The following is a 24,698-nucleotide window of genomic DNA, read 5'->3' as shown; positions in this document are numbered from 1 at the left end:
GTTGTGCACCCATGTCGGATCAAATCAAGGTTGGCATCATCGGCGCCGGTTACATTTCAACCTGGCATGCCGATGCAATCCGCGCCACGCGCGGCACCCGCCTGACCGCCGTCTGCGACACGTCTTCCAGCGCCGCGCAGGGGTTCGCCATGGGCTACGGGATCGAGGCCTACACTGACCTTTCGGAAATGCTCGCCGCCGGAGCCGTGGATGCCGTACATATTTGCACCCCACCGCATCTGCACCACGCCATTGCGCTGCAATGCATCCAGGCGGGCGTGCATGTCCTTGTCGAAAAACCCGTCGCACTGTCGGGTAGCGAGACGGCGGAGATCGAAGCCGCAGCCCAAGCCCGAAATGTCCAGTTCAACGCCGGGCACAACTTCCTTGGCATTCCCGCCTACGCACGCCTCAAGCACCTGATCACACAAGGGAAACTTGGCCGTATCTCCACCGCCGACATTACCTGGGCCTTCCCGCTCGGACCGTTGCGCGCCGGCCCCTACGGCATCTGGCTTATGCAAGAAAGCCGCAACCTCCTTTTGGAACTCGGCCCACACCTCTTTGCCTTTGCGCAGGACCTGTTCGGACCGGTTGCCGTACAGCATCTTGAAACGTCAAAACCTGTCGACATCCCCGGCGGCGGTACTCGCCCGCAAGGTATCCGCATTATGGCCCGCGCTGGCGATGTCGATCTCAACATCACGCTCAGTCTGGTTGAGACCCATGACGACCGCTCTCTGGTGATCCGGGGCAGTTCTGCAATGGCGCGGCTCGACTACGCCAACGACACGCTGACCACCGCCTCCGCCAACACGTCGGATCTGGTGCTGAATCCCTTGCGCGCCGAACTCTCCCAAAGCTGGCAGCATCTGCGCGAAGGCAGCCGAAACGCTGCCCGCCAACTGGCCTCGCTCAACCAGAAATCCCCCTATGGCCTCTCGTTCCGGGGCCTCTGCAGCGGAGTCTATTCCGCGGTCCAGTCGGGCAAACCCGACCCGCGCTTCTCCGGTGCGTCGGCCACGCAGGTCATGCAATCCATCGACGGCGCCCTGGCGCTCATGGCCGCCGAGTTGCCTCAACCGAATCCCAAAGGAACACCCAAACCCACCGCCATGGTGATCGGTGGCACCGGCTTCATCGGCCGGGCGCTGACCCGCAAGCTGGTCTCGCGCGGCATCGACGTGCGGGTCGTGTCGCGCGGCAAAACCGGCCCCTTCGACGACATCGCCAACCATGTCGAAACCTATTCCGCCTCGCTCTATGACGAGGATGCACTGACAGAGGCGATGCAGGGCATCAAGTACGTTTTTAACCTGGCCAAATCCATGGACGACACCTGGGAGGCCGCGCTTGAAAACGATGTCGGCACCGCCCTGCGCGTCGCCCGCGCTGCCCAATCCGCAGGTGTTGAACGCCTCGTCTATACCGGCACCATCGCCTCTTACGACATGTCCGACCCCTCGGTCACGATCACCGAGGACACCCCCTTCGGCGACATCGAAGACCGCAACATCTACGCCCGCTCCAAGGCCGAATGCGAACGCTGCCTGATGGAGATGCACAAGGCCGATGGCCTGCCTCTCGTCATCGCCCGCCCGGCCATCGTCGTCGGCCACGGGGGCCCGCTGCAACATTGGGGCATCGGGCGCTGGCACGGCGCCGGCGCGGTGAAAATCTGGGGCAACGGCAAACATATCCTGCCCTTCGCCCTGATCGAGGACACCGCCGAGGCACTGGTGCGGATGATCGAAGTCCCCGAAGCCATAGGTCAAAGCTTCAACCTCTCCGGCGAACCAATGCTCTCTGCCCGCGATTATTTTGACGCCATCCACGACAAGCTGGGCGCGCGGATCAAGGTCTCGTCTGGCCCGTTCTGGCCTTTCTTTGCCTCGGACGCAGTGAAATTTTTCCTGAAGACCAAGGTGTTGCGCCGTAAGGGCCTCAATCGCCCCTCGCTCAAGGATTGGAAAAGCCGCGCGCATTATTCCCCCTTCGACAATACCCGTGCCAAACAGGTTCTGGGCTGGCAACCCGAAGCCGACCGCGCCCGCTTCATCGACCGGGCCATCACCCGGGCAGGCCTGCTCGGCTTCTGATCGTGATTTGCAAAAAACCACCCATGTGGCATAATTTGGCCTGATTTCCTTGCATATTGAAGGCAATTAGAATTGACGGCCCTATATTGGGACCAACCGACACCGCGGTGGGCACGCCCCCGCATGAGGCACAACAGACGAGTGGATACCGTGACAGGCAGCAAACCGGTCATTTCCAAGTTCGTTTCGCCGGGCAAATACCGGAGGGCCACCCATGTCTGATGATCGCCCCCGTTTCACCCGCAAATCCCGCCGCCGCACCCGCAGCCCCGAACGCGAACGTCTCATCGCCGAGATTGCCAACCGTGACACTCCGCATGCCGCGCCCGAAATCCTAGATCTTCCGAATGTCACGTCGGATGCCCCCATGGCCGAGGTATCCGGAGAATGGCATCCCGAACTCGACCCGATGACCGAGGCCACCCTGGCTGCCGAAGAAAGCTTTGCCACCAGCGACGCCGCCACACAGATCGAACAGCAGGTCCCCGAGGTTGATCACGAGGTGCTGTTCGGCGGTGCGGCTTCGGATTCTCCGAATATGGATCAACCGTCGGAAATGGACGCTAACCCCGAAACCGAGCCGGAGACGCAACCCGAACCGGAGCCAGAACCTAACACCCTCACGGAATCACAGGTTGGAGAAACGTGGTCCCACCTTGCCTCGATCCCGGTCGACCCGGCACATCTGGAACGCAACCTGATCATCACCGCCGGGCGCCACGATCCGGCCCATGGCGCTTTCGACGTGCTGCGCACGAGGCTGGTGCAGACGCTTTATGACAATGACTGGAAACGCGTCGCTGTGACCTCGCCCACCCGCGATTGTGGCAAGACCTTCACCGCGGTGAACCTGGCGATTTCCCTGTCTCGCTACGAATCCATGCGCACGGTGCTGATGGACATGGACATGCGCAACCCATCTGTGGCCTCGGTGCTTGGTGCCGCCAATCCTGGCTCGATGGGCGATTTTCTCTCCGGTGCCAGCAGCGTACATGATCATTTCATCCGCCTGGGTCGCAATGCCCTGAACATCGGCAACAACCTTGCCGTCGGCCTAAATGATCGGGTCGAAGCCTATGCCTCAGAGATGTTCCAGGATCCGCGCACGGATGATGCCTTTGCCCGCATGATGCAAGAGCTGGACCCCGACGTGGTGCTCTATGACCTGCCTCCGGCGCTGGCCTATGACGATGTCATCGCCTTCAAGAAATACTTCGACGGTGTATTGATGGTGGTTGGTGGCGGCAGCACCACCGCGGATGAAGTCCACGAGGCAATGCGCCGGATCGGTGATGATGTGCCGCTCCTAGGCGTGGTTCTGAACCAGGCCGAAAACGAAGGCCGCACCGGCTATACCTACGGTTATTAACGCGTTTCGAGCAAAACCCGTGACTCTGATTTTTTCAAACTGTTTCGCCCGGCCTCTCCCGACCAAGCATTGAGCACGGGTGTTTCTGGCCTCAAGCGGGCTTTCGAATTGCTTCGCAACCCGACCGGCTGGGGGGCGCTGCCCCCCAGACCCCCGGGGATATTTAGGGCAAGAGGAAGAGGTTGGCCTGGTGTTTGAATGGCCGCCCCCGCCGCACCACACAGGCCATGTCTGCAATAGAGAAACGCATGCCAACAGGCCGCAGTTCACCACCGTGCAATCCCGGACTTCAAACCTTGCTGACCCGCCCGGCAATCATTCCGATCACCGACATCGCCCCGTTGCGCATCGCCGTGGCGCTGGTCCAGATCACTGCCAGCACAGCCGCCAGCGCCACCAGCAGTACAAAGCGCTTGCTCCGCCTGTCGCTCTTCGTCGTCAGCTTCGGAATGGCAATCACCGCTTTGACGTCCAGCTGCCGTTCCAATTGCGCCGGCGTGCGGATCACCGGGTTCATCATCTCCAGCAGGAAAGCAAGCCCAACCCCCAGGACTCCGCTCAGGATCGCCCCCAGTGCCGCCTTTTTCTTGCGCGATCCCGACACCGGGTTTTCAGGCACCAATGCGCTTTCAAGCACCTCGATCCGCTCGAACTGGTCCTGACTGGTCAGCTGCTGCCCCATTTCGGCCTCGGTCGCGCGGCGGGTGATGACACTATGCTGCTCTTGCAGCTGTTCCATCTCCCGGGTCAGGATGCCGAACTGGCGATCGACCTCGGGAGCCCCGGCGATATTGCGGTTGATCTCGTCAATCCGTGCCTGGATCAGGGCTTCCTGCTCGCGCAACAGCGCGCTTTGCCGCTCGATCACTTCGGCGCGTTGACGCGACCGGCCGGCGTCCAGTTCGATGAATTTCTGCTCCAGCTCCAACAGCGTGGTTTTCAGCGCGCCCAGCTCGTCACGCTGCGCTGCGATCCCGGTGGGCAGATAGGCCGCGTTCTGCTCCTTGAAGCTTGCGATCCGCGCCTCCAACGCGCGTATCTCGGCCTCGACCCGTGTCGCCTCGGCCTGGAAGAAGGTCAGGTTCTGCTGCGCCGCCGCGGTCCGCCGTTCGCGGTTCAGGCTGACAAGCTGATCGAGGAAATCATTGGCCAGCTCGGCAGCGATCACCGGTTCGGAATGGGTTACGGCAATCATCATGCCGGTCGGCACCCGCGACGCCCCGAATGTCGCCGTCTGATCAGTGATCTGGGTCAAGCGCACCGCCTCGCGCAGCGTCGCCACCTTCAGCCCGGTCGAGAATCCGGTGTTGGCATAGAGGCCATAGTTTTCGACAAGCCCCACCAGGTTGTCCCGCGCCATCAGCTTCTGTTCGAGAATGCGCAGCCGGTGGTCAGTACCATTCGTTGTGGCTCCCGGCGTCGAGCTTCCGGTATCGCGTACCGTCGGGCTTTCGATCTGGGCAACTGCGATGGCCTCATAGATTTTCGGCTGTCCCAATGTCCAGGCAATCGTGACGGCGGTCCCGATCATCAGGACAGCCACAATCAACAGGATGCGCCGACGCACCATGCTCAGGAAATCTGCAAGTGACTGAATCTGGCCCATCGTCCAAACTCCGTTGTCTCGTGCGAAATTCCCTGCCCCCGCAGGAATTAGGCTGATCTCGTGTCCGCCCCGTGTTGCCATGGCCCCGCGTACGCGGGTGTCACATGATCGGCAGCCAGCACTGCCAAACCCTGGGGCGGACCATGCCAATATAGGCGGTCTGCCCAAATTTCGCCACTTTTTTCACAATTTTGCCAGAAACAGATCGTTTCCACCCCGGCAACTTGAAACTGTGAATGTTTTTAATTATTTATTTCATTTTACCAATATCTTGAAGCGCATACATCATGCAAAACATGACCCCTACCTCCTGACCGAACCGACCACAGAGCGGCGTTTTGTCACCAAACGGGTTGATGCCTGGCGCGACAGTTATCTCGAACCGCCCGGCTTCCGGGTCAAGTTGGACTTCCACATCGCTGAAATCCAACACCTTTCTCGTGATCGGATATTGCAGTTTGTAGGCACATTCCTTGGCAGAAAAAATCACCCTCGCCATGCGGCCGCGCTGGTCTTGCGGCAGCCTGGCCAGCCACTCACGCTCCCGCGGCAGACAGACCATCGGCAGTATATCTTCCGGCAGCGGCTCATCCGGTTCCAGGTCCACTGCAAGCGAGCGATAGCGCTCGCGCGCGCCCACCACCGCAACGCAGGCCGCGTCACAATGCGAGATCGACCCAACAAGATCGGTGGGCCATTTCGGGGCTCGGTCGCGGCCCATCGGCACGGGACTGGCCGGAAACCCACGCCGCGCCATCGCCCGATGCGCCGCCAGGCGTCCGGCAAAGAACTCTGTCCGCCGTTTCGGCACCGCCCTGGCCATGGACACAGCCTCAGAATAGAACACCTCGCCGTCGGGCACACTCAGCCTTGGATCGGTACACACCACGCTCACCTCCCGGGGCGCCGCGGCTTGCACCGCGCCCTCGAGCATCGACATCCTGGTGAGATCCAGCGCCATATCGTCAGGCCCTTGCCATCCTGCGCCGCGCCCGCATATCACGACGGCGGGACATAGTATCGCTGCGCTCCTCCACCGCGACTTCAGCGGCCTTTGCCGGTTCCGGGGCCTCTGCCCCCTCACTCAGATCACGCACCCGCTGGGCCAATCCAGCCAACGTTGGGAAGCGGAAAATGTCGGTGATCGCGAGGCGCGGCACACCGCAAAGCTCGCGGATTTCCCGATGCGCCGACACCGCCAACAGCGAATGCCCGCCGAGGTCAAAGAAACTGTCCTTGGCGCCGATGTGATCGACCCCCAAAACATGGGTCCAAACGCTCGAGATGTGTGCTTCGACGGATCCCGCCTCATGCAGCTTCTTCTCGGAGGCTGCGGCAGGTGCCATCACCCGCATCGGAGCCGGCAGCGCCTTGCGATCCACCTTCTTGTTCGGCGTCAGCGGAAGTTCTTCCAGCCGCACGAAATGGCTCGGCACCATGAACTCGGGCAGGTCACGCCCCAAGTCCGCCTTCAACGCCGCCTCGTCCGGGGCACGCTCGGCCAGCAGATAGGCCACCAATCGCACATCGCCAGGCGAATCTTCGCGCGCCATCACCACGGCCTGTTTCACGCCCGGCTGTTCATTCAACCGGGTCTCAATCTCGCCAAGCTCGATGCGATAGCCGCGCAGCTTGACCTGCGTATCGGCCCGGCCAAGGAAATCCAGTTTCCCATCAGCCCGCCAGCGCACCAGATCGCCGGTCTTGTACATCCGCCCGCCATGATACGGGTTTTCGACAAACCGCTCGGCGGTCAGGTCGTCGCGCTGCCAATAGCCCCGCGTTACCCCGGCCCCGCCGATCATCAACTCACCGGGAACGCCGACCGGAGAGGGCGCGCCACTCTCGTCGAACACATAGACCTGCGTATTGGAGATGGGCTTGCCGATATTCACTACCCCCTCGCCCACACTGGCGGTTTCCGTCGTTGACCAGATTGTTGTCTCGGTTGGCCCGTACATGTTCTCGACGCTGGCATTCGTCAGAGCTGCGAACTCTTCGACCAGCGCACCCGGCAACGCCTCGCCCCCGATCATCAGGTGTTTCACCCGACCTAGCGCCATGCGCGCCTCTTCGTTCATCCCGATCATCCGGGCCAGGCTCGGCGTGCATTGCATATGGGTCACCCCATGGCGCACAATCTGCGCCGCGATCGAGTAATCGCCCTCGGCGACATGCGCCGCTTCGTTGGCGCGCTTGTGTACCTCGGCCAAGAGCGGCAGCGAATTCAACACCATCTGACTGTCGATGCCATAGTCAATCAGACAGCCGATCTCGGTTACCCCGATGCGTTTCAACTGCTCGACCCGGTCCAGACAATCCTCAACCGTCCCGAACAAACCTGAATCCTCGAAATAGCGCAGGAAGGCGAACTCAAGGATCCCTTCCATGTCTTCCTCGGTCAGCACTTCAAGGTCGAGCTCGAACGGGTTGTCCACCCCCTTGGGCCGCTTGAACGCCGGGAAGGTCCAGGCATATTGCTTGATCAGCACCGCAGCTGCTGCGAGGTAGTCCTTCATCGGACCCCGTGCCACCTCCCGCGCCTTCTCGCGTGTCTCGGCCACGTAGGTGTGCAGCATCAAGGTGACCGTGAAATCCTCGGGGTCATAACCATTGTCGCGCAGCGCTTGGTGGTAGATCTCGATCTTGCCCGCCACCTCGTCAATCGACTGACCCAACAGATGGGTCAGCACATTGGCACCAATCTCGCCCGCCTCTTTCCAGGTCTGTGGATTGCCAGCGATGGTAAGCCACACCGGCAGTTCCTTCGACACCGGCCGCGGCTGGGTCAGCGTCGCGCACTCCTTGCCATTGCCGTTGTCGAACTCGACCGTTTCGCCGCGCCACAGCGCGCGGATCTTCTCGATCGTGTCAAACATCGCGGCTTTGTTGTTGGGCGGCGCATTTTCGGGACGCAGCACGAAATCATCCGGCTGCCATCCGCTGGCAATGCCCAACCCCGCGCGTCCCTCGGTCAGGTTATCGATTACCGACCATTCCTCTGCAATCCGTAGCGGATGGTGCAGCGGTGCCACGACCGAACCTGATCGCACGCTGATATTCTTGGTCACGGCGGCCACCGCCGCCCCGGTCACCGACGGGTTCGGATAGGGTCCGCCAAAGGCCGCGAAATGCCGCTCGGGGGTCCAAACCGCACTGAACCCGTTGGCGTCGGCAAACTTCGCCCCTTCCAGCAACATGTGATACTTGCGCTTGCCCGGGCCATCATCATTGCCCCAGTAGAACAGGCCGAACTCCATGCCCTTGTCGGTCATGGCGATGCGCCCGTCACTGACCAGGCTGCGGCTTTCATCACCCGACAGCACCAGCTTGAAGCCCCGCGCCAGGGTCCAGAACAGCTCCAGAACCGAGATATCGAAGCTGAGGCTCGTCACCGCCAGCCAGACAGCACCCTCATCATGGGCGATCCGCCCGTCCATGCCGGTAAAGAAATTCGACACGTTGCGATGTTCGACCATCACCCCCTTGGGACGCCCGGTCGACCCGCTGGTATAAATCAGATAGGCAAGGTCCTCGCCCGTCACCCCGCTGTCGACATTGCCTTCGGGTGCCTCCGCAATCCTCGGGTCGCTATCAAGCACCAGCGAGGCTGCCGTAGAGGCCGGAAGAGCGCCCCGTGTCGCTCCGGTCGTCACGATCACCGGCGCACCGCTATCCTCGACATAAAGCGCAATCCGATCCGCCGGGTAATTCGGGTCAAGCGGCACATACGCCCCGCCTGCCTTCAGAACACCCAGGGCGCCAACAAGCATATGCGTGCTCCGCTCGCTGGCCAATCCCACCAGCGTGCCCGGTTCCACACCCATCTGGCGCAGCACATGCGCAACCTTGTTGGCGCGCGCATTCAACTCGCCATAGCTCAGACTTTCGCCCTCGAACACCAGCGCCGTGGCCTCCGGTGTTCTGGCAACCTGCTCCTCGAACGCCTGATGCACGCACAGTTCGGCGTCATATTGCGCCACGGTCGCATTCCAGCCGTTCAGCACCAACTCGCGCTCGCTCTCCGGCATCGGGGCGTCAACATCGCCGGTCTTCGCCACATGCTCCAGCCGTTTGACCCAGAGGTCAGCCAGCACCGAGCTCACACGACCAGAGTCATAGCTCAGCGCGCCCGGTGTAATAGTCATCGCCGTCCCGGGAACGTGTCCCGCCTCGGATAACCCGATAGTCGGCATCGCGACCCGGCCCATCTCCGCATCGCGCGCCTGCAGATCCAATGCAAAGCAGGGCATCTTCCGCGCGATATCCAGGTCGTCCCCGGCGCGCACAGGCACCCAATGGCTTACATAGCCTTCGGCGCGAGACTCCCCGCCACCAAAAGCCAGGTCAGCCACCCCGTGCTCGGCCAATGCCGCAACCATCCCCAAAACCAGTTCGGGTGCAACCTCGGCTCCAAGCGCAATCTTCTTTACCTCGCCCGCGTCACCCGTGGCCCCCGGCAGTTCGGCCGGAACAATCTCCTTCAACCGCCTCCGCCAATGGGCATCCCCCTTGGCCGCCAAAGCCATCGCATCGTCCAACGCCGGGCGCGCATCTGCGTCAGGAGAGGTAAGCACATCGCCCTGCTCCACCAGCGCAGGCAGAACAACCTCGCCGCCGCAGATCGCCGTCACCGCGGACAGCACAACCGCTCCCTCATTGCAGGCCACTGTCACGCGCTGATCGTCGACATCAACAACCGTCCCCGGCGCAGTTTCCACCAGATCACCGGACAATTCCGCCGATCCAACCAAAAGCACCTGCCCGCCGGCCTCGATCTTCGGCTTCACCAGCGGGTTCCAATAAGGCCCATGATCCAAGGCCCGCACCTTCCGAACCACGTCGGCAGCAGGTTGGTCGAATTCAATCCGCCCTGCAGCAGCAGGTCGCTTCAGTTTGCCAAAATAGCTTCGCCCGGCAAGATCTTGTTCCTCCACAGGAACTTCGGCCATCGTCAGCTTCTCAAGCAGATCGTCAAACGACCCGATAGCCGCCTCATAGGCCTTGGTATTCAGAGTCAACGCCGTGTCATTTGACGTAATATCAAACGCAGCCCGCTCAACGATCGCGCCCTTATCTGCGCCTGCCGCCATCATGTGCCAGGTGATCCCGTGGGTGGTCTCACCCTCCAGCATCGCCCAAACCGGCGCGTTCAACCCGGCATAGCGCGGCAACGGTCCATCGTGAAAGTTCACCGCTCCCCGCCTCGGCAGAGTCAGCACGGCTTCCGGCAGCATGTCCAGATTGGCAATCGATAAAAGCCAGTCATGCGCAACACCGCTCAGTCGTTCGGCCAGCCCGTCACCAGCAGTAATGACCGGCACGCCCTTGCCCGTAGCCCATTTCGCCACCTCATCATTGCGGGTCACCATCGCCGCCAACGTATCACCATGGGCAAGCGCCTTCTCGCCGCATTGCACCGCCAGGCTCTCATTGCCGATGATCACGAATACCTGAGACATGTTACTTTCCTTCCCCGAAAGAGGTTCGGTTCAGCGCGTTTCCATTTTCATTCGAATGCTTCTTCCGGCGCCGCAACAGCGCCCGCAGATCATGCGCCAGCAAATGACGCAAAAACCCCGGCGGATCACCCAGGTCCTTGCGCTGCAACAGCACCCGCGCCCGATGGATCACCCCCCCGGTCAGATGTGCAAACGTGGCAAGTACGGCGTATAACCACCCATGGTTCTTCACAAAATAATGCCAGCGTGAGTCAAACCAGTATTCCGGCACGCGGTTCCATTCCTTCATGCCAGTGCTGACCGAACCGATATGCGTCACCCGGCTATCGCGCACATAATGCGTCGGCCACCCAGCCAGTTTCGCCCGCCGACACAGGTCGGTTTCCTCGAAATACAGGAAGAACGTCTCGTCAAAGAGCCCGATCTCTTCCAGCACCTCGGCCCGCATCATCATGCTCGCACCCGCCAGCCAATCCACCGCCTGCGCCTGCTCAGGCACCGGTAGAGGCACCACGTGATCCGCCAGCATCCGTGTCACCGGCCCGAACCGCGCCGATCCTTCGAATTCCGACTGGATCGACGGGAACCGAAACGCCGTCACATGGGTGTCGCGTTCGGGTCCGTGGATGTAGCTTCCGGCGAACCCCACGTCGCGGTGTTTTTCGAGGTATTGCAACAAGATACAGATCGAACCTTCATCGGGGAACGCGTCCGAATTGAGGATATAGTAATAGTCGGGTTTTGATCCGTCGCTCATCCCGGCGCGGATACCGAAATTGTTGCCCGCACCAAACCCACCATTGCGCCCCGATTGCAGCACCCGGATATCCCAGCCCTTTTCGGCCACACCCGCGACCAGCGCCTCATGCGAGCCATCGCCGCTGTCGTTGTCGACGATCACGATCTCGCCGTCCAACGTCTGCATCTCTCTGAGCGCAGCCTCGACCGCGCCGAGTGTCATTTCGGGTGTGCGGTAGTTGAGAACAATGGTCAGGATTCGTGCCATGCTATTCCGCCGCCTCGATCCGTTTGGGCAATGCCGCCACCCGCCCGGCCCGCAGGCCGGGGTTCTCGGCATCTTCGATTGCCCGTTTCATCCGTGCCGCCAGCACCCGCACATTGGGCTCCAGCACCATGCTATCGTGATCGCCCGGCACCTCGACCACCTCGATCAGCGGCGCCAACGGGGTCCAATCATTGTCGCTGGTCACGTAAGCCCGTTCCGAGCTGACCAGGCGTTCGGGCGCAACCTGCCATTTCCCCACCAAGGGCGGGCGGAACAGCGCCAGCGGCCCATCCCAGGGCTTGACCTGATATTGCGCCACCGCACCAAGGAAGGCCTGCTCAATTGCCGAGTTATGGAAGGAAACCTCCGCATTCTCAGACACTTCTGCGTCACTCTTGCGCCGCTTGGCAAACTCCCAGGCGACCCGCCGCGCCAGCCATTTGAATGGATAGGCAAAGCCACCTGCCTTTAACTCGTGCAACTGGATCGCCATCCGGTCGCGACCCGTCAACGGACGTCGCTGCGGCAGCGGCGTATCCAGCATCACCAGCCACGACACCTCTTCACCGGCCGCTTTCAATTGTTGGGCCATCTCGTATGCGATGATCCCACCGCCCGAGAACCCGCCCAACATGTATGGGCCGTTTGCCTGCACCTGCCGAATCTCGGCCAGGTAGTCGCGCGCCGCTTCGGTGACCGAGTCATGCGGGGCCTCGTCGCCCAACAGCCCCTTGGCCTGCAACCCATAGAACGGCCGGTCCGTCCCCAGAAGATGCGCCAGGTGGCGCAGGTTCAACACGTTGCCGAACATGCCGGCAACCAGGAAGAACGGCCGCCGTGGTCCGCCTTCGCCCTGGTGCATCGGCACCAGATGGGTAAAGCGACGTTCCTGCTTGGCAGGGGCAATCGCGCCAACCCCGCTTGAACTTTCGGCACTAACTCCTTCGGCTGCAATCATTTCTGCGCAAGCGCGAATGGTTGGCGCCTCGAACAGGACCGAGATCGGGAATTCCACCGCCCACTGTTTCTTGACCATCGCAAACAGCCGCACCGCGATCAGCGAATGCCCACCAAGATCGAAGAAATTGTCCTCGGCACCCACTTCGGTGACGCCCAGCAATTCGCTCCAGAACTGCGCCAGCTTTTCCTCGATCGCCCCTTCCGGCGCGACATAGTCATTCTCAAGATCTGGCCGCCCAAAGGTCTGGGGCTCACCTTCGTCCGGCGCTTCCGCTTCGGCCTGCGCCACCAAATCGGGTAGCGACAGCGACGACACCACCACCTGGGGTTTGCCCATTGCCAGCACCCGCATGAAGGCCTCGGCCCCTTCTTCAGGCTTGATCCCTTGGCTAAGGTTGTGCCGCAACCGCTCTTCCGCAGGCGACAGCGGCCGGTTTTCCTCCGCATCCGGGAAATCCAGTTCGGACGCTTTCACCGCCCCTCCGGTCAGAACACCTTCGCTTTCCAGTCGCCGGATCGAGAACCCCAGAACCTCGACACAGACATTCCCATCGATGTCACAGATCGTCACATCAAAGCTGGCCGCGCCCGCATCGGCACGGTTTTCGCCGCCATTGCGGACCCAAGAAACGATCTCACGGGGCAGCGCCCGGTAAACCCTGACGGCGCCGTAAGACACAGGCGCCCAAAGGTGCCGCCCCCCGTAGCCGTCGATCAGTTTCATCGCCCAGCCTGTCGCCAAGTCCAAAAGCCCCGGATGCAGCAGGTACCCCACCTCATCCAACCCCGGCGCCAATGCCAATCGTGCCACGCCTTCACCGTTGCCCAGCGCCACGCGATGCAGCACCCGCCAATGCGCACCGAAATTCAGATGCGCCTCTTGCGGCGAGCGCAGCGTGCGCCCGGCTTCAGAAATCTCAACGGTCTCGCAACGCGCCTCCAACGCGGCCAAATCAACCGGCAAAGCCTCACGCAGCGGCAGCAACGACAATTCGCCCTGCGCATTGGTCTCAAAGCCGACCCGGTCGTCAATCTCGCGCGCTGACGCCACTTTCAAATCATAGCCAAGCTCACTGCGTTCCAACGTCACCCGCATCTCGCGGCTCACACCATCATGCAGGTCAAGGGGGCGCAGGAAATACAGATCGCGGACTTCAAAACTTCCGCTTTCCCCTTGTGCCTCAAGCGCTTGTGCGGCGATCTCGATGTAACCGGTGCCCGGCATCAATGCTTCGTTTTCACGGGTGCGGTGTTCGCCAATGATCCAATCCGCCGTCGATAGATTCCGCTTGAACATCCGGTTCCCATCGCGATCAAATGTCGCCACATCCAACAGCGGCTGATCGATCGATACCTCGCTCTGATCCGGTTCCGCCTTGGTCACGCCCAACGCATCCGCCGCCATGCCAACCTCGGCCCAAATTCCCCAGTTCAGCGACAGCACACGGGTCTTGTCCCCGGCCCGCGCCTTGGCATAGCCATTCAGGTACTCATTGGCCGCGACATAGTCGATCTGCCCCGCCGGAGCCGTCACGGTGGACGATGACGAAAACAGCACAAGGAAGTCCAAAGCCCCATCCGGGAACAGCTGTTCCAGCACTTGCACGCCATGAATTTTCGGTGTGAACACATCCTCGGCCGTAGCCGGGCTCTTGGTCATCAGCGGCTCGTCGGCGATCACGCCGGCGGCATGGATCACCCCATTCACCGCCCCGAACCGCAGCGACACCTGCTCCAACGCGCCACGCATGTCTTCCACGTTGGACACGTCGGCAGAAACAACCATAACCTGCCCGCCCAGCGCTTCCAGCCGCTCAACGGCTTCGATCCGCTGCGAGGTGGCATCGTGCGCCCCGAAGCGGCGCTTGTGATCGTCCCAATTCTCGCGCGACGGCAAGGACGTCCGCGCCATCAGCACAACTCGCGCGCCGTGATCGTGGATAATACGCTCGGCCAATGTCAGGCCAATGCCGCCAAACCCGCCGGTGATCAGGTAAACACCATCCTCGCGGAACATCCCCTCCGGCATGTCCGCCTTCAACGCCGCCCCACGAAACACCTGTTCAAACCGCCGCGCCCCGCGCAGCGCCGCCACCGCATTCCCGGGCACCGCAAAGAGTTCTTCTAAGACCCGCTCGAGCAATGGCGCCAGCCCGTCACGCTTGCCTTCGGGCAGCTCCAGATCCAGCGTCGACACGGTCATCCCCGGCAATTCCTTGGGGATCACCTTGACCGGCCCCCGCAAGGTCAGCTTCTCGGGATAATCCAGGCCCACGCCCTTCACATCCGCTGCACCCGTCGTGAACACGGCAATATGACAGCCCGGCCAATTCGCCTCGCCCATCGCCTGAGCCAGGAACATCAGGGCATAGAACCCCTGCTCCTGGTTGCGATGGAAGAAGCTCGAACCCGGGCGATGATCCTCGCCCCGCGTCACCGGCCAGAAATGCGCGATCCTCGTTGGATGCCACTCGCCCAGATCGCCTACCAACTGGTCATAGCCCTCGCGACCACGCTCGGGCGACAGGATATACCCGCCCTCCCCATCGCGGCCAAAGGCATCACCGGCACGGACGCATTTCACTTCCTGACCGGCGGTTTTCAGACGCTCCACAGTCGCCCGGCCCAACCCGGTATCATCTACAAACACCAGCCAACGCTCATTCGGCGCGTCTTCCAGCGTGTCCACATCGACATCGCAATCAGCCGCCACCGGCTTCCACGCCGGGACATAACCCCAATCTTCCACGTCACCCTGACGCATCAAATGCGACGGCACCGCCTCGGCCCGGGCCTCGCCTGGCTCAATGAAATAGGGTTTGCGCTGGAACGCATAAGTCGGCAGCTCAACTCGATTGCGCCGCGCCTCGCCCCAGATCTGCGACCAGTCGAAATCGCAGCCCATGGCCCAGATGCGGCCAAGTTGAGCGATGAAGTACTCGTCATCCGGCATGTCTTCATCGGGATGGCGCAGGACCGAAACCACCTGATCGCGCTTCACCTCGGAATGCTGTGCGGCCAAGGACGACAGGGCTTTACCCGGACCCATTTCCACATAGATTCTTTCGCGCCGCTGCGAGAGTGTATCAATGCAATCAGCAAACAGAACCGTGCCGCGCAAATGCCGTACCCAATAGTCCGGGTCCATGGCCTCGGCATCGCTGATCACCTGCCCGGTGCGATTGGACAGGAACGGAATTACCGGCGGTTTGAGATCGATTGCCCGCAGGTAATCGCCAAACCGCCCCAGAATGGGCTCCAGCATCCGGCTATGGGCCGCGATGTCGATCTGGATGCGCTGAGAGTCGATGTCCGCCGCTTCCAGCCTTTTCTGCAGATCATCCAATGCCGCCTGAGGCCCGCTGGCCACGCTCAGCCCCGGCCCGTTCACGCCAGCCAGGTCAAGTTCTTCACCCAACCAGGTCGTCAACTCTTCCGCAGGCAGGCTGACCGACAGCATCCCGCCTTCCGGCACCGTATCAAACAGCGAGCCGCGCAGATGCACGAGGCCAATACAATCCTCAAACGACATAACCCCGGCCAGACAGGCCGCAGTGTTCTCGCCCATGGAGTGGCCAACCAGCACATCCGGTTTCACGCCCCAGCTCATCCAGAGCTGCGCCAGCGCGTATTCGGTGATCATGATCAGCGGCAGTTGAACCGAGGGTTTCTTCAGCGCCTCGTCCGCCGCCGCCTCGTCACCCGGCTCGGGCAACCAAAGCGACTTTAGGTCATAGTCCAGCCGCGGCTGCAAAACCTTCAGCCCGCGATCCATCCATTCGGCGAAGACCGGCTCGGTCTCGTAAATGTCGCGGGCCATCCCGGCATATTGCGCTCCGCCACCGGGGAACATGAAGACCACCTCGGGGTCATCCCCGATCACCCCATGTTCAAACACCAGGCGCGGGTTGTTTTCTTCCAGTAAATCAGCCGCTTGCGCTGCACTATCCGCAACGACGACCCGCCTCTTTTCAAACGCGCGCCGCCCCTGTTTCAGGGTCCAGGCCACGTCGGCAAGCGGATCGTCAGTCTCTCGCAGATGCGCCGCCAACGCGCGCGCATTGTCATCCAGCGCCGCCTTGGTCCGCCCCGACACAACCAGCAACTGGAACGGCCAGTCGCTCTCTTCGCTCTCCTCCCGCTCCGGCGCCTCTTCCAAAATCACGTGGGCATTGGTGCCCCCAACACCCAGCGAGTTCACCCCGGCCCGGCGCGGGCTGTCGCCGCGCTCCCACCGGGTCAGACGATCATTCACCAGGAAAGGCGAATACTCGAAATCAATCGCCGGGTTGGGCGCGTTGAAATGCAGGCTTGGCGGCATCTGTTTATGCTCCAGCGCCAGCGATGCCTTGATCAGGCTGGCAACGCCCGCCGCCGTATCCAGATGGCCGATATTGGTCTTGACCGAGCCAATCCGACAGTAACCAGTCCTTTCCGTTGTCTTGCGGAATGCTTCGGTTAAAGCCGCGACCTCGATCGGATCACCCAGATAAGTGCCGGTGCCATGGCATTCCACATAATCCACCGTTTCGGCAGACACTCCGGCAATCGCCTGCGCCTCGGCCACTGCCGCCGCCTGCCCGTCGACCGACGGCGCCAGATATCCGGCCTTGGCCGCACCATCATTGTTGACCGCCGAGCCTTTGATCACCGCGTGGATATGATCGCCATCACGGAGCGCATCTTCCAGCCGCCGCAGGACGACAACCCCGGCCCCGGACCCGAACACGGTTCCCTGCGCATCCGCATCGAACGCGTGGCAATGCCCGTCCGGTGACAGGATTTCGCCTTCCTTGAAGACATAGCCGTGTCCCTGAGGCAGTTCGATCGTCACGCCCCCCGCCAAGGCCATGTCGCATTCACCGTTCAAAAGCGATTGCGCCGCATAATGCGTGGCAACAAGCGACGTCGAACAGGCCGTCTGCAAAGAAATCGACGGCCCTTTCAGGTCAAATACATGGCTTACCCGCGTTGATAAGAAATCCTTATCATTTCCGGTATGGCGCAGAAGGAACATGCCAACGTCGTCCACAAGCCCCGGGTTCGAGCAAATGTTGAAGTAGAAATAGCTGCCCATGCCGCAGCCCGCGAAAATCCCGATCGGACCATCGAAATTCTCTGGCATATGCCCAGCATTCTCAAACCCTTCCCAGGCAATCTCCAGGAATTGCCGGTGCTGCGGGTCGAGGATGGCGCTTTCCTTCGGCGAAAAGCCAAAGAAATCCCCGTCGAATTCCTCGAACCGATCCAATAGCGCGGCAACGGGCACGTAGTCGGGTCGGTTCAGCATCGCCTCGGGCACACCGGCCGCGCGCAATTCCTCCTCGCTCAACCGGTGGATCGATTCCACACCATCGCGCAGGTTCCGCCAGTATTCCGCGATATTCGACGCCCCCGGAAGATGCGCCGCCATCCCGACGATCGCGATATCACTCTCGGCGGGTTCGAACAGATCGCTGCCTTGCGTCATGAAAAATTCGTCCCAGGTCCCTACAGTTGGAATGAAACATCCCACGAGATAATGGTTATATTAGGGCCTTCGGGCGAAAATTCAGCGTGAATGTTGCAGGATTCTTCCCCATTGTTTCCAGTTTGGAGACAATTTTCGTTAAATTGCGGTCACAGCCAGCTCTGAAATGGCCTCAGCGTTAACAAATAAGGCAAGTGCGATCAGGCCCAGGCCCAGCAATGCAAGGCTCAGATCGTGCAGCCCATCCCACGCCCCGGTGCTGCGGCTGAGCCAGATCACCACCGGGTAGACCAGCAGCATCGCCACGCCCTGCCCCACCAGCGCGCCGATCAGACCGGCCATTTCAAGCCCGACGATCAGGCAAATCACCATCATCGCGGCCTTGGACGCTGCCAGCACGAAGAACCGTTTTGAATCCCCCGCAGCCAGCGCCGCCTGATCATAGGTCAGCGCAATGATCTGCGGGATCTGCATACAGGCAATCACCACCGTCACCGCCCCGGCCATCACATAGCGTGGATCATATAGAAGCTCGACAATCCACACGCCCCCAAGCGCCAGAATGGCCAACAGCACCAGCAACGCGCCAGACACCGCAAAACGCATCTTGCGCAGCTTGGCGAAATTCTCTGGTGCCTCGTTTGGCGGCCATTCCCGGTAAATCGGGATCAGGACGCGACGAACCAAAACGCCCCCCATCAACAGCGGGAAGGAGGCCAAAAAGAACCCGATATTGTAGACCCCGAACTGATCAAGCGGCAGGTATTTCCCGATGATCAGCTTGTCAGCCTGGGACAGCAGAAACCCCGCCACCGTGCTCAGGAATATCCATTTGCCGAAATTGATCAGCTCCTGCGCGGCGGGTTTCTCCCAGCGGAACCGGTTCGTCTTCCCCGGCAAAAACACATTATAAACAATTAGTTGGACCGCTGCTCCAATCACGCCAGAGATCACCAGCGCCCAGACCGATTGCCACATCAGGGCCAAAACAACCGCCGCCACAATGCCGAACACCTGGTTGACGATGTCGAGTATGGTCAGCCGCCCAACCTTCAAATGCCGTTGCGCGCTATCCAACCTTGTCGGGTTAAACCCCGTTAGGATCAGCGTCAGTGCACTCACCGGCAACATCAGCGCCAGGTCAGGCACGCCATAAAACACGCTCACCGGCCATGCGATGGAACAGGCCACAACAAACAGACTGAAGCCGCGGATCACCTGGATCGTCCAAGCGGTGTTGAGAAAATCTTCCTCGTCGCCACGCTTGCTCTGCATGATCGCGGGCGTCACACCCACGTCCGAAAACATGTTCAGCCCCATCAGGAAAACGGTGATCAGCGCCATCATCCCGAAGGCCTCGGGGAACAGGATTCGCGTCAGGATCAGGTTCGACGCCAGCCGCAACACCTGACTTGTGCCAAAGCCGAAAACGGTCAAACCCGCGCTTCTGATCGCGCGGGCCACAAGTGACTCCCCCTTGGTGATGCGGGCAACCAGGCTCATCGCCCACGGGTCCACCCGTCCCCGCGCCGGAACTTGGTGGCCAGTGCCACCCCGGCATAGACCGCGAAACTGGGCGGGTTGCGCAATGCCAGGCCCAACACCCCAATCAAACCCAATCGCGGCTTGTCGTCATTTTTTTTCAGATCGGGGAACTTCTTCATCACCTCACGCACGCCGGCGTTCTGCCGTGCGCGTACCCGGACGAGACGGTCCCAGCCTTCGACAATTGGCCACAGGTAACAGGCTCCGACGCCGATTCTCTCATCCGCGGCGAAGTTCAGCCGCGCAAAGGTGTCGTCCGAGATGATCTCGGGCCAATCCCGCCAGCGTTGCCGGCCCAGTTCGTTCACCGCGAACAGCCCGCAAGCAGGCACGCCATAGGTCATGAATGGAACACGTTCATAGGTTTTTGCATAAAGCTTGCTAATGGCTTTCTGAGGCGTGGCTATCCGCACCTGCCCGCTCACCAGCACCGGTCTGCGCGTCTGCAGGGCGCGGCCCACCATGTCCAGCAGCGGCTTTGACACCACCACATCGGCATCCAGGTAAACCCGCGCACCGAACTTCGCGGCCCTGTCGCCCGCGTTCAGCGCCCCGGGTTTGCCCACGGCGCCCAACTCCAACACCTTGAAATCCCAGCCCATGGCACGGAAATGCGGTGCACGTGCCCGGGCGATCGCCGCCGTGTCATCGCTGCAGCCATTGGCGACAACGATCACCTCGACCGGCATCGGCAAGGCAATCGAGCCAGATCCGGCGCCCGGCTTCGGGTCCGATGCCAACATCGCGTCAAGGCAACGCCCGATATACGCACCCTCGTTCGCGGCGGGGATAACCACACTCATCCCCGGCATATTGTCTGCCTTTCTGTGCGGGCCGGCTCGTACGGGCTCTTGCCCTTGGCCCACAACTCGGTGCAGGTTTGCACCACGTCAGTTTGCTCTGTCACCACTCTCAGCTCGCAATCTCTCTTTCCCTACGAAAGCGCGCATCTTGTCCGAACCTGTGCCCGAACCAGTTTCCTTCCCTGTTCGATCGCCCCATTCGCTCGGCATTCTGATACCGCAATTCCCGGGGCAGACCCATATTTTCTTTTGGCGCGAGGTTCTTGAACTACAGAAATTGGGCGTCAGTGTGACGTTATTTAGCACCAGACCACCACCACCCGGATTAATTTCCCATGACTGGTCGGACGAGGCGATTTCGCGCACAACCTACCTCGGCGACATGTCCCCGGGGAATGCCACCCTGGCCCTGCCGCGCCTGCCACTGCGCGCCCTCTGGAGTGACCTGAAACGCGAGGGCAGTGCTTTCGCCCGCGATGTGCTGATCTCGCTGCCCGCCGCCCGCCGCCTTGCGCTGGCCTGCCACGCGCAGGGCATCACCCATGTCCATGCCCATTCCTGCGGCCGGGCCGCGCTGATCACGGCACTGGCGAAACGGACTTGGGGTCTCGACTATTCGCTGACCCTGCACGGACCTTTGTCGGATTATGGCCCCGGCCAGGGCTTCAAATGGCGCAATGCCGCCTTTGGCACCGTCATCACCCGCAAACTCACCCGCGAGCTTGAGGCCGAGCTTGGTGACGACCTGCCGCCCCGGCTCTACCTGCAACCGATGGGTGTCGATACCGAGGTCCTGCAACGCGATACCTCCTATGAACCGCCCTCCCCTGATGGTCCGCTGCGGGTTTTCTCCTGCGGGCGGCTCAACGTGGTCAAGGGGCACCAGGACCTGCTTCAGGCGGTCCGCGACCTTCGCGACCGTGGCATCGACGCGCGTCTCGAAATCGCCGGTGAAGACGACGCCGGCGGATCGGGATTTCATGCCGAACTGCAATCAGAACTGCGCCGCCTCAATCTTCAGGACCACGCCACGCTTCTCGGCGCCATCGACGGTGACGCGGTGCGAGGGAAATTGCAGACGGCGCATATCTTTGTCCTGGCCAGCTGGCACGAGCCGCTCGGCGTGGCCTATATGGAGGCCATGTCGATGGGTCTGCCCACCATCGGCACTGATGCGGGCGGCGTGCCAGAGCTGATCACCTCGGGCCGCGACGGGCTTCTGGTACCGCCCAAACGCCCGGACCTGCTGGCCGATGCCATCGCCGCCTTGGCCAATGATCCCACCCGCTGTCTGGCGCTGTCCAAGGCCGGGCGGACCCGGATCGAGGCCGGGTTCTCCTCTACGCGCGGGGCGCAGACCCTGATTGCTGGGATACTTGACGCGCAAAAGGACGCGCCCCGCCAAGGCTCGGCGTAAAGCTTTGAAAAGCAAGAGACCCCAGGCGCACCGTCTCTCTTTCTTGGTTCAAATACTCGTTCTGCCCCGTCCGCAAGCGACTACTCGGGCAAATCCAGCCGGTATTGCCGTCCAGGATTCGCAGCGAATTCCAGCAACTCGACCCCCCGCATCCGGACATCGCCCCCGGGGCCGGCAGCCAGCAAGCGTCCGCCCTCCATTGCAAAGCTGTAATCATCGCGACTGCCCACAAGCCGGGCAATGTCACGCCCTTCGCCGCCATCCATGTAATCGGCACCACCGTGGCTGATCAACAGATCGTCGCCGGGCCCGCCCACAAGGATATCCTCTTCCACCGTGCCTTCCACCGTACCGCCGCCCTGACGCAATACCCCATGCAGAAAGGTTCCCGCATCGCGCGTGGCCGCCCCCCGAAGCGGCACCGCATTGCGCGCCATCAGGGCCGCCCAGCGCGGGTTGTCATCCTGCAAATGGCGCAACGCGCCCCAACTGCCATGCCGCGAGCTGCGTGCCACGTCGACAAAGGCGTTGAACGGACCGGCCTCCAGTGCCGCCCAGCGCTCCAGCAATACCGTGTATAACTCTCCCACTTCCCGGGAATAGCTCAGCACCGCGAAGAATGCGGACAGGTCTTCGTCCTCTACCGCTGAGCCGTGGGCCACAATGTGACTGCCACCTTCATACATTATCAGTTGCAACCCGTGCCGCCGCGCCACCCGCGCGTGATAGGGCCAAAACACATCGCTCAACTCCTCTAGCGCGCCCTCTTTCAGCGCCCGAGCGGCCAGCGGGACGGCCTGGTCGAATTGCACCGGTTCCACCGCGGCCTCAAGCGCCCGACGTTGCAGCCCGCTGGCCCGGGCCTCGGTTTCCGCCGCCTCACGGCTCATGTCCATCCACTGGCGCAACTCGGGTAAGCGCCCCGATTCATCGTTTTCAGTCTCAAAACCGAAATAACCCGAAACCGCGTAGGCGTCGAAATACCGAACCGGGGCTTCGCCGCCCTTTTCCTTCTGCCACAGGGGCGCCTCCAGGAAGGGTTCTTCCAATCCCATCCAGCCGGTCTGAACCGCGGCAACCCGCACCAGCCGCGCCGCGGCGAAATCACCGAAAACCTCGCTCCAGAGCTGCATCACCTCAGCCCCGCGCAGGCCGGCATATTGCATCCAACCATCACCGTCCGCGGCGTCACCCCAGCGCGCCCGGGCCTTCTCGGCCGCCCAATGTGACTGGGGGAAAATGAAATTCCACACCTCGTTGGAATATTCCACATGCGCCTTCAAGCGCGGGTCCAGCCGGTCGCGCACCATCTCGGCAAAACGGGTGACATAGGCATCGTCGGCGGCATGCGGCATGCAAAACCAGGGGTCCGCCCCGATCAGGTTGGCAAGATCGATCATCACCTCGGCCGGCACCCCACGCCAGACATAGCTGAAATCCCTGATTTCCGGGCGCTCGTTCCAGCTGGTCACCGGCGAGCCGTTGGTCAGCATCCAGTCCATGAAACGCACCATCCGCAAATCGGCAATCCGCTCGATCCATCCCGGGTTGAACACAACCCCCAGATCATGCAGCACGATATGGTCTTCGCGTATGATCTCGATGTCGCGAATATGGTTGCCGTCGCCGGCTACCTTGCTGAGGGTGAGCACCACCTCGCCATCGTTGGGGGAATAGTCGAACCAGGCCTCGTTTTCACCATAGCGCCTGTTGCGCGCCCGGCCGCCGATGCGCAGCTTGCCTTCGCCCTGCCAGCGCACCCGGTAGCGGCCCTGCATCGCGGTGGCCCGCTTGTCCTGGTCGGTCAGAAGAAAGCTCTCGACCCGGTCAACCCCGGGCGGCAGCGCGCGCACCCAGCCGTGTTCGTCCAGAAATCCGCCCGCCTGCAGCCGTTCGGCGTTCCATGCCCCCCAATTTGCCGCCTCGTGGCCCAGCCAGGGCCGCGCCGTTTTCATGATGTCGATGAAGGGTTGTTGCGTCGACCAGTCGGCTATCCCGTTCAGGCCCATTGCCAGAGATGGATCAGCCAGACCGACCGCGAGGCCGGCTCCGCTCGAAGGCGCGGTGGTTTCGGGCTTATCCGGCGCAGGTTCCGGTGAGCTGGCCGCGATTTTCGTTACCGTCCCCACCGGGGCGGTCTTGGTCCTCCCGGCGATCCAACGGGAAACCATCATCTCACCGCCTGCTCGCACATGAGGCGTCGGCGCATTTTCAACAAAGCGGGGGGCACGCATATCGGCAACCGCGTATTTGCCGGCCAAAACCCCGATCAACCAGACCGCCAGAAGGGTGCTGAGCCGTTTTCCCATTGCAGCGCGTTTCCTTTTCACCGGTGGCAAGACTGTTGCGCCTTTGGTGAATTCTTGCAAGGCTGCGCCCGGGCATTGCGGGAAAATCCGCGTTATCCGCCCGGAATATCAGTGTTTTCGGAGCCCCACGCATGACCGCGCGCCCAAACCCGGACGACAATATCTCGGCCACGACCCCGGATTGGAGCCGCGAGACGGTACAAAGGTTCTGGGACCCGGGGCGCAAACTGTTGCGCTCGATCCGCCGCTATCAGGCAGCACGGGCACGCGGCGGGGGTCTCGGCGGGCTGGCCGCCAGATACTGGGTGATGTCGCATTGGTTCTGGTCGCTGATGACGCAAACCGAGCTGCACCTCAACTGCCAGATCGGCGGCGGGCTGCTGTTGACCCATCCAACGGGCATCATCGTCCATCCCGAGGCGCAAATCGGAGTGAACTGCCTGATCTTTCAGCAAGTCACGCTGGCCGGGCCTGTGGTTTTGGGGGGGCATGTCGATATTGGCGCAGGGGCCAAGCTGATCGGCCCGCTTACCGTGGGCGATCACGCCCGGATTGGGGCCAATGCCGTCGTGACAAATGACGTGCCAGCGGGCACCACCGTCGCCGGCATTCCGGCGCGGGTGATTTCTCAGACAGAGCTCTGAATTTACCA

At 61.7% G+C, this 24,698-nt stretch carries 12 protein-coding genes; 4 read left to right on the top strand and 8 right to left on the bottom strand.

Features of this window, described 5'->3' with window-relative positions; translation table 11 throughout:
• The first annotated feature begins 11 nt into the window (after positions 1 to 11).
• Positions 12 to 2,099 (top strand): NAD-dependent epimerase/dehydratase family protein, encoded by a 2,088-nt coding sequence (locus tag RXV86_RS02420; protein WP_316297199.1) that lies wholly within the window; start codon positions 12 to 14, stop codon positions 2,097 to 2,099.
• 214 nt (positions 2,100 to 2,313) lie between these two features.
• On the top strand, positions 2,314 to 3,468 hold the full coding sequence (locus tag RXV86_RS02415) for a CpsD/CapB family tyrosine-protein kinase (protein WP_316297198.1): 1,155 nt from the start codon (positions 2,314 to 2,316) through the stop codon (positions 3,466 to 3,468).
• A 289-nt stretch (positions 3,469 to 3,757) separates the two neighbouring features.
• Here RXV86_RS02415 and RXV86_RS02410 read toward each other — a convergent pair whose 3' ends face one another.
• From RXV86_RS02410 to RXV86_RS02380, 7 genes are all read right to left on the bottom strand, one after another.
• Entirely contained in the window at positions 3,758 to 5,074 is a 1,317-nt protein-coding gene (locus RXV86_RS02410) for a chain-length determining protein (protein WP_316297197.1), read from the bottom strand.
• A gap of 250 nt (positions 5,075 to 5,324) precedes the next feature.
• Complete coding sequence (locus RXV86_RS02405) at positions 5,325 to 6,035, bottom strand: 4'-phosphopantetheinyl transferase superfamily protein (RefSeq protein WP_316297196.1); 711 nt, start codon at positions 6,033 to 6,035, stop codon at positions 5,325 to 5,327.
• Between the two features lie 4 nt (positions 6,036 to 6,039).
• Positions 6,040 to 10,536 carry a MupA/Atu3671 family FMN-dependent luciferase-like monooxygenase gene (locus tag RXV86_RS02400; protein WP_316297195.1) on the bottom strand — a complete coding sequence of 1,499 codons (4,497 nt, stop codon included), beginning with the start codon at positions 10,534 to 10,536 and terminating at the stop codon, positions 6,040 to 6,042.
• 1 nt (position 10,537) lies between these two features.
• Entirely contained in the window at positions 10,538 to 11,542 is a 1,005-nt protein-coding gene (locus RXV86_RS02395; RefSeq protein ID WP_316297194.1) for a glycosyltransferase family 2 protein, read from the bottom strand.
• A gap of 1 nt (position 11,543) precedes the next feature.
• Positions 11,544 to 17,972 (bottom strand): SDR family NAD(P)-dependent oxidoreductase, encoded by a 6,429-nt coding sequence (locus RXV86_RS02390; RefSeq protein ID WP_316297193.1) that lies wholly within the window; start codon positions 17,970 to 17,972, stop codon positions 11,544 to 11,546.
• A gap of 138 nt (positions 17,973 to 18,110) precedes the next feature.
• Complete coding sequence (locus tag RXV86_RS02385) at positions 18,111 to 19,475, bottom strand: oligosaccharide flippase family protein (RefSeq protein ID WP_316297192.1); 1,365 nt, start codon at positions 19,473 to 19,475, stop codon at positions 18,111 to 18,113.
• On the bottom strand, positions 19,472 to 20,320 hold the full coding sequence (locus tag RXV86_RS02380) for a glycosyltransferase family 2 protein (RefSeq protein ID WP_316297191.1): 849 nt from the start codon (positions 20,318 to 20,320) through the stop codon (positions 19,472 to 19,474). The genes RXV86_RS02385 and RXV86_RS02380 overlap by 4 nt, the downstream gene beginning before the upstream one ends.
• Positions 20,321 to 20,480: 160 nt before the next feature.
• Between RXV86_RS02380 and epsE the strand changes: the two genes are divergently transcribed.
• Entirely contained in the window at positions 20,481 to 21,737 is a 1,257-nt protein-coding gene (gene epsE / locus RXV86_RS02375; protein WP_316297190.1) for an exopolysaccharide biosynthesis GT4 family glycosyltransferase EpsE, read from the top strand.
• An 80-nt stretch (positions 21,738 to 21,817) separates the two neighbouring features.
• Here the strand turns inward: epsE and RXV86_RS02370 are convergent, their stop codons facing one another.
• Positions 21,818 to 24,046 (bottom strand): calcium-binding protein, encoded by a 2,229-nt coding sequence (locus RXV86_RS02370; protein WP_316297189.1) that lies wholly within the window; start codon positions 24,044 to 24,046, stop codon positions 21,818 to 21,820.
• Positions 24,047 to 24,177: 131 nt separating this feature from the next.
• Between RXV86_RS02370 and RXV86_RS02365 the strand changes: the two genes are divergently transcribed.
• On the top strand, positions 24,178 to 24,690 hold the full coding sequence (locus RXV86_RS02365; RefSeq protein ID WP_316297188.1) for a serine acetyltransferase: 513 nt from the start codon (positions 24,178 to 24,180) through the stop codon (positions 24,688 to 24,690).
• The last annotated feature ends 8 nt before the right edge of the window (positions 24,691 to 24,698 follow it).

Origin of the sequence: Aliisedimentitalea sp. MJ-SS2 (assembly GCF_032586155.1) — a bacterium.
In the GTDB taxonomy this organism is placed as follows: domain Bacteria; phylum Pseudomonadota; class Alphaproteobacteria; order Rhodobacterales; family Rhodobacteraceae; genus JAWHTC01.
The sequence above is the reverse complement of the archived record's forward strand: the minus strand, read 5'-3'. Positions and strand labels throughout refer to the sequence as shown.

Coding starts and splice junctions, on each gene's coding strand:
- RXV86_RS02420 (WP_316297199.1), top strand. CDS start 12: ATGTCGGATCAAATCAAGGTTGGCATCATCGGCGCCGGTTACATTTCA.
- RXV86_RS02415 (WP_316297198.1), top strand. CDS start 2,314: ATGTCTGATGATCGCCCCCGTTTCACCCGCAAATCCCGCCGCCGCACC.
- RXV86_RS02410 (WP_316297197.1), bottom strand. CDS start 5,074: ATGGGCCAGATTCAGTCACTTGCAGATTTCCTGAGCATGGTGCGTCGG.
- RXV86_RS02405 (WP_316297196.1), bottom strand. CDS start 6,035: ATGGCGCTGGATCTCACCAGGATGTCGATGCTCGAGGGCGCGGTGCAA.
- RXV86_RS02400 (WP_316297195.1), bottom strand. CDS start 10,536: ATGTCTCAGGTATTCGTGATCATCGGCAATGAGAGCCTGGCGGTGCAA.
- RXV86_RS02395 (WP_316297194.1), bottom strand. CDS start 11,542: ATGGCACGAATCCTGACCATTGTTCTCAACTACCGCACACCCGAAATG.
- RXV86_RS02390 (WP_316297193.1), bottom strand. CDS start 17,972: ATGACGCAAGGCAGCGATCTGTTCGAACCCGCCGAGAGTGATATCGCG.
- RXV86_RS02385 (WP_316297192.1), bottom strand. CDS start 19,475: ATGAGCCTGGTTGCCCGCATCACCAAGGGGGAGTCACTTGTGGCCCGC.
- RXV86_RS02380 (WP_316297191.1), bottom strand. CDS start 20,320: ATGAGTGTGGTTATCCCCGCCGCGAACGAGGGTGCGTATATCGGGCGT.
- RXV86_RS02370 (WP_316297189.1), bottom strand. CDS start 24,046: ATGGGAAAACGGCTCAGCACCCTTCTGGCGGTCTGGTTGATCGGGGTT.
- RXV86_RS02365 (WP_316297188.1), top strand. CDS start 24,178: ATGACCGCGCGCCCAAACCCGGACGACAATATCTCGGCCACGACCCCG.